Genomic DNA, 9,672 nt, shown 5'->3' with positions numbered 1-9,672 from the left:
TCTGCCACGGGACCAGCATGACGGGTCCGTGCCGTCCGTGCCGACACCCGGACGGCGCGCCACAACAGGGCAAACGTTGCCTGATGCGGCACTAGAACGAGCTGACCGGTACGGGCAGCGTGGGCGTCGAGCAGCCCGTGCAGTGCGACGAGGTGGGCGTGCAGGGCGTCCAGCTCGGCCCGGGTGGTGACCAGGGGGCCGCCGGGGATGTTGAGTGCGCGGTGGAAGTCGAGCGCGGCGGTGGCGAAGGGCACGAAGTCCTGCGCGGTCGAACTGGCGGTGCGGGACATGAGAGTGCTCTTTCGAAGGGAAGACGGGGCCGGCGTCAGGCTGCGAGCGCGAGCGGCAAAGCAGCTACGGTGAACGCCTCGGCCTGCTGCCAGGTCAGCGGCCGGACATCGAGCTGGGCGCCGACCGCCGCGGTCTCCACGACCGCGCACGCGGAACGGAGTTCCTCCTCGGAGTCGGCCGAGACGGTCAGCAGCCCGGTCAGGGCGACATCGGCGTGCCCGGCGATGAGCTGGCGCTCACGGGACTTGATGTCCTGGTACTCGATCGAGTCCGCCTCGGAGTCGACCTGGCCGCGCCGGGCCCGCTCGGCGGCATCAGCGATCACGCTGGCCTTCTTGCGCTGGACATCGCGCAGGGCGGCGTCCAGTCCCTTCGGCTCGTAGGAGAGCGACAGCGTGCGCCGGATCCCGCCGGTGAACAGGAGCTGGTGCAGGAAGCCCGCGCTGGTTTCGGTCCTCGGCCAGTTCTCCACCCAGTACGTGGCGTGGACGGCCGAGTCGGTCGTGATGTGGTTGGCCTTCTCGATGACCACGACCGGACCGGCAGCAGCGGGCTCCGCCTCCGGACGGCCGGCGGTCGACCACCGGTCCAGCGCCGCGAGCGCCTTCGGGTCGTACGCCGTACGTACGACGGCGGCGATCTCGCGGGCAGTGAGCCAGCCGGCGGGATTCAGCCCGGCGGTCCGCGCGGCCTGATCGAAGGTCGAGGTCAGCTGCGCCAGAACGCTGAAGGCCCCGGTGAGGCCGCCGCCGGCTTGGTTGATCAGCCGTCGCGTCGCCTTGATGTCGAGCGACACAGCGACGTACGTCTCGTGCGGGGCGGCTGCCGGGCCGGCGCTCTGGATCAGTTCGCTGTAGATCGCGCCTGCCATGGGGGCGTGCGGCTGGCCATGCTCTTCCCAGTAGCGGCGAAGCGCGTCGCCGGAGTCGGGGACGGTGCGCTCGATCACCTGGATGCGGGCGATCTGCCCGGTGCGGGCGAGCGCGGCCAGCGCGCGTCCCCAGCCGCTGACGTTGGCCTGCTGGGTGCCCGGGTCAAGGAGCGCGTAGGCACGGGAGGAAACCTTGACCACGGCGGTCAGCGTGCTGCTGTGCGGGTCGTGGACCGCACCGTACCGGCCGTCGGGCGCGGTGACCACGCGCAGGCTCACCGCGGTACCAGGTAGGTGGAGGAGCCCTTCGCGGGCCGGCCGGCGGGAGGGCCGGGTGAGCCAGACGAGCTGACCGCGCATCCGGCGCAGGACGTACCGGGTGACGATCGGAGCCCAGTCCGCCAGGGCACGGCCCCGGTGACGGACGAAAACCAGGAGGCCGATGACAGCCCACAACGGGATGAGCTGGAGAGCGCCGACCACGCCGCGGGCCAGGACCACGGCGAGCAGGAGAAGGCCGGTGAGACTGGCGACGATCAGTTGCGGGGCGGTCAGACCGAGCAGAATGCCGCGCCTGCTGCGGTGGGGGAACTTCACGGTGGCCGTGGGGGCCTGGTGCTTGCCGGACATGGTGGTTCCAGACGGTGGGAGCGGGCGGAGGACGGGGCGCGCGGCGCTCTTTTGGACATCATGGCGAAACCCTTTCTGCTGGTCGGGGTGGGGCGGGGGCGGGCAGTGTCGTACGGCTCGCCCCCGGGGTGTGGTGGGTCAGGAACCCGACGGCGGCTGGGTGGGGAACACCCAGTTCACCGGCGTCGGAGAACCGGCCGCCGACGGTCCTGCGGGAGGCGGCGGTGAGGCCGGGATGCCGACGGCCGAGCGCGCGGGGCCGACAGGTGTCATGGAGGCCATGCTGCCGCCCGGCGCCGACGTACCGGCGAGATGACCGGAGCCGCCCGTAACGCCCTGGACGGCCACCCCGGTCCCTTCCGCTTCGTCCCCACCGGGACGCGTGATCAGCGGTGGGATTCCGGGGCGCTGGATCAGAGCCCGGCCCTTGTCACCGGTGGCGTTCGGATCCTCGCCGTACCGAAAGCGGGTCTGCGGCTTGGACGGACCGGCGTCGATACCCTCCTTGCTGAGGTTTCCGCCGGAGGGGTTGATGCCGGAGGCAACACCGTCGCTGCCCGCGCCGGGGACCTGGCTTGGCCCCTGCGGTGCAGGCGTGCCGGTGCCGGCCTGCACCGCCAGGCTGCCCGCAGTCTTCGCAGCCCCTGCGGCGACCGCCATGCCGGCAACACCGGTGCGGTGCAGGTCGTCGTGGCCGCCGCCGTCGCTGGCCCAGTGGACGAACTTGTACGTCGCGTAGGGGCACAGGAGCACCAGGACCATCACGACGATGCCAGCCATCGCGTCGGACAGGGCCGACATGCCGTCGTTGGCGTCGGTCTTGCCCATGGCGGAGACGCCGATCAGGAAGACGACGGTCATCAGGAGCTTGGAGACCACCAGGGTGGCGGTGGCTTCGATCCAGCCGCGTCGCCACCGCTTGGCGACCTCCCAGCCACCGCCGGCCCCGGCGAAGACTGCGAGGGCGACCATGACCAGGACGCCGACCTTCCGGGCCACCATCACGCCCCAGTACAGGAAGGCGCCGATCGCGCAGCCCAAGGCGACCAGGGCTGGGACGCCCCAGCCCAGGCCGTACATCGCTCCCAGTTGGTTGACCTTCACCACGCGCCGGATCGCGTCGTCGACCGAGGTGTTGGCCGCCTGGAACAAGCCGGCGGACAATGCGTCGACCACGGTGATGGCAACGGTGGTGAAGGCGATGGCGCAGAAGCTGAACAGGATGCCGGTCATGGTGCCGATCGCGGCCTGGGCCAGGGCGCGATCGTCGCGCCGCCAGGCGGCGAACATGAGCTGGATGCAGAACGTGCCGACGGTCAGCGAGAGCCCGATGGGCAGCAGCAGCTCGTAGTTGTCCCGGAACCATCCGGCGTTGAGGTCGATGGCGGTCGTCTGGTTGACGGCATTGGCGGCGAGATCCGCCGCGCTGGCTGCCAGTTCGCCCGCCGACTTCGCGATCCACGCGCCGATGCCGTCGGTGACGGCTCCGGCGGGGTTGGTGGCGAAGTCGACGGCGCCGCACACCTTGTCCATCAGTGGGAAGTCGCAGACTCCCATGGTCGTGCCTCCTTTCTTAAGACGGGGGTCAGGGCGCGACGGACGGCATGACGCCGACCAGAGCGCAGTGATGGTCGGGCCGGCACTGGACCGCGAGGGTGGTGCTACGGCTCTCCGCGCCGCCGGCGGGCGAGCCCTTCCAGGCGATCGACTGCTTGCCGGAGACCGTGACGGCGTAGACGTATGCCTGGGTGATCGCGCCGGGGTCTTCCTGAAGGGCTTGGGTGAACGCGTTCGGGAAGTGCCCCTCGTGCACGTCGGCGGTGGCGAACTGGCCGTTGGCGGCCATCTCCTTCCACAGCACGGGCGAGGGCACGATCTTGTCGACCGAGGCCGGGTCGGCGTACTTCGCCTCCGTGGTCAGCCACCCGCGCAGGGCGGTTCGCAGCTTGGTCTGCGAGTACGCACGGGTGTCGTAGGACCACAGCGCTGCTGCGGTTGCCTTCCCGAACGCGATCGGGTCATGGGTCTTCGGCGGGACCGGGAGGGCACGAGGACCGGTGTGCGGCGTGAGCGGACTGGACGGCGAAGATGAGGAGGAAGCCGTGGGCGAACTCGAGGGTGGAGCAGGAGTTTCGGAGGGGCTCCTGCCATCGCGGGTGAGGTACGCGGCCAGGCCGACGAGGGCGACGAGCACCACCAGGACGACGGTGCCGAGCAGCGCCCGGCGGCGCACGCGAGATGCGCCGCTGGGGTGGGTGGAGTGTTGAGCCATCAGTGGACCTGCGTCCCCAGCGTGCTGAAGAACGCCACCACGCCGTTCGCCGCGCCGAGCAGAAGGGCCGCGCCGGCGCTCACCAGCACGCCCTTCTTGCCGTTCGCCTCGGACTGGTGGCCGCCGGAGTGGTGGCCCCAGGCCCACACGCCCGCGCTGACGGCGAGGGCACCGACCACGGCGATGAGGCCGAAGAGGTTGATCGAGCCCATAACCTGCTTGAGGACGGACAGGCCCGGCAAGCCGCCCTCGTTCGGCTTGATCCCGGGGTCGTAGGCGAGTTGGATGATCTGGTCAGCGAGATACATAGGGAACTCCAGTTCGATTGACTGCACGTCAAAGCTCGCGAGGGCGGAGCGGCGGTGCGAGGAAAGGGGAGAGGGGAGAAAAGCGCCGGTCAGACGACTCGGCGGACCGCGAGAACCTGCGGCCTCCAGGACGCAAGGGTCGAGATGCGGACCACGTCGCCGGTGCGCGGCGCGTGGACGATCAAGCCCTGCCCGATGAACATGCCGACGTGCTCAGGTACGGCGGCCGTCCCCCTGGTGAAGAGGAGGTCTCCCGGCTGAAGAGCATCGACGGATGCCGCCTTGCCGTCCTTGACCTGCGTGTACGTCGTACGCGTCAGAGTGACCCCGGCGGCCTTGTACGCGCCCTGCATCAGAGAGGAGCAGTCGCACCGGCCCATGGGGTTCTTGCCGTGGGAGTCGGTACAGCTCCCGCCCCACTGGTAAGGCGTACCGAGCTGACCGAGCGCCCACCGGATCGCCGTCTGGACCTCTCGTGGAGCATCTGCCGGGATCTTGTACTCGGCTGGCACCGCGCCGGGCGGGATGGTGCCGAAGTCGGTCCCGTCTCCGTCTGCCGAACAGCCACCCGTCGTGCTGGGCGAAGGGCCGCCGGGGCCGGCCGAGCCGGACGGCGAAGGACTCGGCGGCCCGTTACCGGACTTCGGTAGCAGGGGTTCGATGGCCTTCTGTAGGGCGGTGGCCAGGGGCTCCCACTTGGCGTATGCCTCCGGGAAGCCTGACCGCTGCACCGCCTGGGCGGCCTGAGTGACCGACAGGGATTGCCAGCCCGAGACCTTCTTGAGCCCCTCGTAGAACTTGGTCGAGGCGTGCACCGGGTCGAGGATCTGGTTCGCTGTGCCCCAGCCCATCGACGGCCGCTGCTGGAACAGACCCAGCGAATCGCGGTCGCCGTAGGTCAAGTTCCGTAGGCCGCTCTCCTGCAGGGCGGTCGCCAGGGCCACGACCTGCCCCCGGGCCGGGATGTTCATCGCGACGCCGGTGGCCTGGATCGTCTTGGCGTTGGGCACCTGCTCGGCCGGGTCATCGAGACCCGGCACGGAGGCCGAGCCCTTGTCGCCGCCGTCCAGGATGGCCTTCACTTGAGTGGCGACGGCTGCGGTATCCACAGCCTGTGCACCGCCGGTCGAGCAGGAGGCCGAAGCCGTACCGGCACCGATGGCGAGGATGGGAACGGCCAGCAGCAGCGGGCCGGATGCGAAGAGACCGACGACGGCTCCGGTGGTCTTCTTCATCGCCGCTGCCGTTCACCGGTACGGCGGTGCCGGACGGACAGCGGTGTTGGGTCGGGGCACGGGGGTGTCAGGGCATGCTGCATCGCAGCGGCTCCTCGTGGTTCGTAGGAGGCGCGGTGCCGACTTCTCGTGCAAAGCCGTCGGCACCGCGCCGATGTGAATCCGCCTCTCAGGGCGGGCCCGGGTCAGGGGAGTTGGTAGCTCCCGGACGCCGGTCTCGGGTCAAGCGCGGCAGCCAGCCGCGCTCGTAATCTCAGGCGGTACACCGGGTCTCCTCACGGTTTCTCGGACGAGGGGCTAACTGGCCTGCCATACTGCCCATCCGGACGAGACAACACGGATAAGCACAGGTCAGCGGGGTTGGAGCGCTGCTCCGTCCCGGTGACATGGCGAGACAGTAGACCGGGATTCCGGCCGCACCAAACGGCTCTCGGGCTCGGCCTCGGACAGAGACACGGCTCGTTAGGTGCGGCCGGAATTCGCGACTAACCTCCGGTGCAACCCCGCTCGAAACGAACGCTGTTGAGCGGCGTCCGGAGCGGGTCCAGTCCCGCAGTGCCCTGAAAGAGGCCCCGCACATGAGCTACACGCTGCACCGAGGCGATGCCCTCACCGTGCTGAAGACCCTCCCGGACGAGAGCGTCAACGCCGTCATCACCGACCCGCCGTACAACTCCGGCGGGCGTACCAGTTCGGACCGCACCGGTCGCACCGCGCGAGCCAAGTACGTCACCAGCAACAGTGCGCACGACCTGCAGAACTTCCCCGGCGAGAACCGCGACCAGAGGAGCTATCGGAGCTGGCTGACCGCCCTGCTCACCGAGGCGTACCGGGCCTCCACCGAGCACTCGGTCGCCATCGTCTTCTCGGACTGGCGCCAGGAACCGACCACATCCGATGCCCTGCAGATGGCGGGCTGGACCTGGAGCGGCACGATCCCGTGGATCAAGCCCGCCAGCCGGCCCCGCAAGGGCGGGTTCAAGCAGTCCGCCGAGTTCATCACCTGGGGAGTCAAGGGCAGCCTCGCCAAGGACCGGGACCTCTACCTTCCCGGCCACTTCACCGCCTCCCAGCCCCGCAAGGACCGGGTCCACATCACCCAGAAGCCGGTCGAGATCATGCAGCAGCTCGTCCAGATCTGCCCCCGGGGCGGGACCGTCCTCGACCCCTTCACCGGCAGTGGCTCCACGGGAGTCGCGGCACTCCGCGAGGGGCGCCGGTTCGTGGGCGTCGAGCTGTCGTCGCACTACGCAGCGGTCGCCGAGCGCAGGCTCCAGGCGGAACTGACCCAGGACGACTTCGTCCTGGCAGGACCGGAAGCGTCGGCATGAGACCGACCATGGCGGGGGTTGACGGACCGCAGACGCAAAAGGGCGGCTGGTGGCATCGAGAACCGATGCCACCAGCCGCCCTTTGCTCACAGCAGCCTCTCGTGAAGGCTTGCCAGTCACATCCTCCGCCAGGCGGAGAGGCCGTCAGAACCCAAGGTCGCACCGTTCGGCCCAGGACATAACTCCACTCGTTCCCGGATCAGCGGTCAACTTCCGTAAGCGAAGCTCACCGTGCTTCTTGTGAAAGGCACACAGCCTTGACATGACGCCTTTTATCCAGGCAGCCACCGATGTTGCGTCACAACCTGCCCACTCGGTCGAGTGAATTGTCATACAGGCAATCATCCGTGAGCGGACTAGGGCGACTTGTTGCAAGCGTCATGACGTCATATGTTTCTCTCGCGTTAGGCATCCGATGCATAGAGGGAACGGGTGGGCGTGAAGAGTACGACAATCGCATTAAGTGAGATCGTTGCAGAACCTTCTAGTCGCGATTCATCTGGCGATGTAGAAGGGCTCAAAATGTCAATTCGATCCAACCGGCTCAGGGAGCCGCTTCTGATCGCAGCGGAAAGTAATGTGCTGCTCAGTGGATACAGGCGTCTCGCAGCTTGTAAATCTGCAGCAATGCGAAATGTTCCAGTGCTGGTCGCTGAAGACGTGCTCGAAGCGTGCAATCACTTTCGCGAGCATATGAATCGCGACAACCGATATGTAGTCCACATGAATCCTATGGAGAGACTTGAGGCCGCCATGCGCCTGCATGCGCTCCCGCGCCCTCAAGGGGTTCCAGCTAAAGGGTTTACTTATGATACTCATGTGGCTCCCGCCCTTGGATTCCAGTCGCGTGTCTATTGGCGTATTCGCTCAATCGCGGGAAAAGCGAACGATCATAATTCTGGGTTGTCTCTACAGGCCGATCGGGCGCGACGGGTTCTCCGGCTGATGTTGAATGCGGCTGAGGAGATGCCTGCTGATTGGTCTCCAAGTCGATTGTTCGAGTACCTGCACGCCCTTGTGGGCTCTGGAGAAATCCCCTCCTCCCTGGCTGAGCTTCACCCTCTCGTGGACGGGCGTCTGAAAAGCTTTGCCGCGCCCGCCGTTGAGGCCGCTCCGATGCGCGAACCGCAAAATGAATCGGAGTGGCGAGTTAATCAGCGGAAGCGTAGTAACGCTGACCTGCATCGCGGCGTGAATACAATTTCTGGTGTTTCCGCAGGGTTGGATAGTATTGTAGATTTCAGTCACATTCCCCTAGGTGAGCGTCGGCGTCTGATTGGTGAGCTCAAGAGTAGTCGGAAAAGTCTGCTTTGCCTTATCGCGCGACTGCAAGGTGGTATCAATGAGTAGGACCTCGTACACGTCAGAGATCGAGTCGCTGGCCCCCAATCAAGTCACCACAGATCCAGATGTCAATACGCGCCCCGTTGACAGGGCGTGGGTCGCCAGAAAGCTTAGGGAGGGGTTTGACGTTAAACGGCTAGGTGTGCCACAGGTTTCAGCTCGTGCTGATGGAACCTATGTTTGGCTCGACGGGCAGAATCGCGGAGCCCTGTGTGGTGCGGCTGAGCGCGGAGAAATTAAAATCAAGGTGAAAGTGTTTCGAGGTCTGAGCAAGGCGGAGGAGGCGGAGCTGTTTCTGGGATTGAATGACAATCGTAGGGTGCAGCCCATCTATAAATTTATTGCAGAAGTGACGGCTGGAAGATCGGAAGCTCTTGAAATTACCAGAATTGCTTCAGCGGTTGGCTGGAAGATCTCTGATGGTGGTGGCATTAGCGCCGTTGCTGCCCTTCGTGCGGTCTATCGCTTATCGCCCGAGCCGGGCGTCACGCTTAAATCGGTGCTGGAAATCGCATCGGAAGCATGGGGGCGCACTGCCGAGTCGGTTAATGCTTACGTTATCCTCGGCATTGCTGCTGTGTTGACGGAGTGCCCGTACCTAAACCGGAATGTTCTGGTTAAGAAGCTGGCGAAGTTCCCCGGTGGTCCCTCTAGCCTGGTGGGCAAGGGTAAGGGGTTTCGAGAGGCGACGGGTAGCACAGTGGCGCAGGGAATTGACCAGGTGATTCGGCAGACATATAACGCTGGTCGGCGTGGCGGAAAGCTTCCAACCTGGGCTGATCGGGTACCAAGTCAGCACGCGGGCCAGGCGAGCATGCTTGTTGATGATTAGCGGTTGCAGGCCCTTGCTGTGAGGGTGCTCCCTAAACCAGCCAGGCAGCCTAAAGCTGCTGGGAAGGCGTGCTGCGCCTTCCCAGCAGCTTTAGGCTGCCTCAAAAGCTCGCTGGATCAGCGGTGCTGCTCTGTCCAGGTCGGCAGCGGATGCGATCCGCACTTCTAGATCACCGGTCCCGACATGCCCGATACCGCGCATGTCGCGAGTGAACCCCTCTTCTAGCTTGGCCGTGTCCGGATCGAGAGTGAGGTAGAGCAGGATCACCTCGTGCGCGGGGCGGAAGACGACTGAGGCACGGTTCACCATCAGCCGGTAGGCGACATAGTGCCGCAGCATCTGCACCTCGACCTCGCCCCATACGGTGAGGGCCTCGTCCAATTCGGCATATAGGTCTTGCAGGCAAGCCGGAATGATGCCTGGGGATCTCGGTATCGGCGGCGTCCCGTCTCCCCCGCTAGTACCAAGGCCGTGAAGTTATGGCTCTGGCTGCGTTGTCCAGAGGGCCTTGAGGTGCGGTTTCGGCGGACATGAGGAGCGGAGCCCCGGTAGAACTGG

General features: G+C 66.3%; 10 protein-coding genes. 3 read left to right on the top strand and 7 right to left on the bottom strand.

Annotated elements, in window-relative coordinates; all coding sequences use genetic code 11:
• From ACIP8W_RS31430 to ACIP8W_RS31405, 6 genes are all read right to left on the bottom strand, one after another.
• Positions 1-290 (bottom strand): DUF6238 family protein (locus ACIP8W_RS31430; protein ID WP_402205804.1); only part of this gene is annotated, 290 nt, incomplete at its 3' end.
• A gap of 35 nt (positions 291-325) precedes the next feature.
• A complete protein-coding gene (locus ACIP8W_RS31425) occupies positions 326-1,792 on the bottom strand; it encodes an SCO6880 family protein (RefSeq protein ID WP_402150309.1) in 1,467 nt (488 codons plus the stop codon).
• A gap of 138 nt (positions 1,793-1,930) precedes the next feature.
• Positions 1,931-3,349, bottom strand: coding sequence for an ATP-binding protein (locus ACIP8W_RS31420; protein ID WP_402150312.1), 1,419 nt, complete (start codon positions 3,347-3,349; stop codon positions 1,931-1,933).
• A gap of 28 nt (positions 3,350-3,377) precedes the next feature.
• Positions 3,378-4,064 (bottom strand): hypothetical protein, encoded by a 687-nt coding sequence (locus tag ACIP8W_RS31415; RefSeq protein WP_402150315.1) that lies wholly within the window; start codon positions 4,062-4,064, stop codon positions 3,378-3,380.
• Positions 4,064-4,372, bottom strand: coding sequence for a DUF6112 family protein (locus ACIP8W_RS31410; protein ID WP_402150318.1), 309 nt, complete (start codon positions 4,370-4,372; stop codon positions 4,064-4,066). The genes ACIP8W_RS31415 and ACIP8W_RS31410 overlap by 1 nt, the downstream gene beginning before the upstream one ends.
• An 89-nt stretch (positions 4,373-4,461) precedes the next feature.
• On the bottom strand, positions 4,462-5,607 hold the full coding sequence (locus ACIP8W_RS31405) for a C40 family peptidase (RefSeq protein WP_402150321.1): 1,146 nt from the start codon (positions 5,605-5,607) through the stop codon (positions 4,462-4,464).
• A gap of 578 nt (positions 5,608-6,185) precedes the next feature.
• On the opposite strand from ACIP8W_RS31405, the gene ACIP8W_RS31400 reads away from it, so the two are divergent.
• The 3 genes from ACIP8W_RS31400 (at position 6,186) to ACIP8W_RS31390 (ending at position 9,114) form a co-directional block, all read left to right on the top strand.
• On the top strand, positions 6,186-6,938 hold the full coding sequence (locus ACIP8W_RS31400) for a DNA-methyltransferase (protein ID WP_402150324.1): 753 nt from the start codon (positions 6,186-6,188) through the stop codon (positions 6,936-6,938).
• Between the two features lie 438 nt (positions 6,939-7,376).
• Positions 7,377-8,288 carry a ParB N-terminal domain-containing protein gene (locus ACIP8W_RS31395; RefSeq protein WP_402205801.1) on the top strand — a complete coding sequence of 304 codons (912 nt, stop codon included), beginning with the start codon at positions 7,377-7,379 and terminating at the stop codon, positions 8,286-8,288.
• Positions 8,281-9,114, top strand: coding sequence for a DUF6551 family protein (locus ACIP8W_RS31390; RefSeq protein WP_402150333.1), 834 nt, complete (start codon positions 8,281-8,283; stop codon positions 9,112-9,114). Before ACIP8W_RS31395 ends, ACIP8W_RS31390 begins: the two co-directional genes overlap by 8 nt.
• A gap of 90 nt (positions 9,115-9,204) precedes the next feature.
• On the opposite strand, the gene ACIP8W_RS31385 is transcribed toward ACIP8W_RS31390, so the two are convergent.
• Complete coding sequence (locus tag ACIP8W_RS31385; RefSeq protein WP_402205806.1) at positions 9,205-9,516, bottom strand: DUF5655 domain-containing protein; 312 nt, start codon at positions 9,514-9,516, stop codon at positions 9,205-9,207.
• Positions 9,517-9,672: the final 156 nt, after the last annotated feature.

It is taken from the genome of Streptomyces sp. NPDC088554 (assembly GCF_044752945.1).
GTDB lineage: Bacteria > Actinomycetota > Actinomycetes > Streptomycetales > Streptomycetaceae > Streptomyces.
This window is presented reverse-complemented; position numbering and strand designations above follow the sequence as displayed.

Bases quoted from the DNA above. Each gene is read 5' to 3' on its own strand.
- ACIP8W_RS31425 (WP_402150309.1), bottom strand. From the start codon at position 1,792: ATGTCCGGCAAGCACCAGGCCCCCACGGCCACCGTGAAGTTCCCCCAC.
- ACIP8W_RS31420 (WP_402150312.1), bottom strand. From the start codon at position 3,349: ATGGGAGTCTGCGACTTCCCACTGATGGACAAGGTGTGCGGCGCCGTC.
- ACIP8W_RS31415 (WP_402150315.1), bottom strand. From the start codon at position 4,064: ATGGCTCAACACTCCACCCACCCCAGCGGCGCATCTCGCGTGCGCCGC.
- ACIP8W_RS31410 (WP_402150318.1), bottom strand. From the start codon at position 4,372: ATGTATCTCGCTGACCAGATCATCCAACTCGCCTACGACCCCGGGATC.
- ACIP8W_RS31405 (WP_402150321.1), bottom strand. From the start codon at position 5,607: ATGAAGAAGACCACCGGAGCCGTCGTCGGTCTCTTCGCATCCGGCCCG.
- ACIP8W_RS31400 (WP_402150324.1), top strand. From the start codon at position 6,186: ATGAGCTACACGCTGCACCGAGGCGATGCCCTCACCGTGCTGAAGACC.
- ACIP8W_RS31390 (WP_402150333.1), top strand. From the start codon at position 8,281: ATGAGTAGGACCTCGTACACGTCAGAGATCGAGTCGCTGGCCCCCAAT.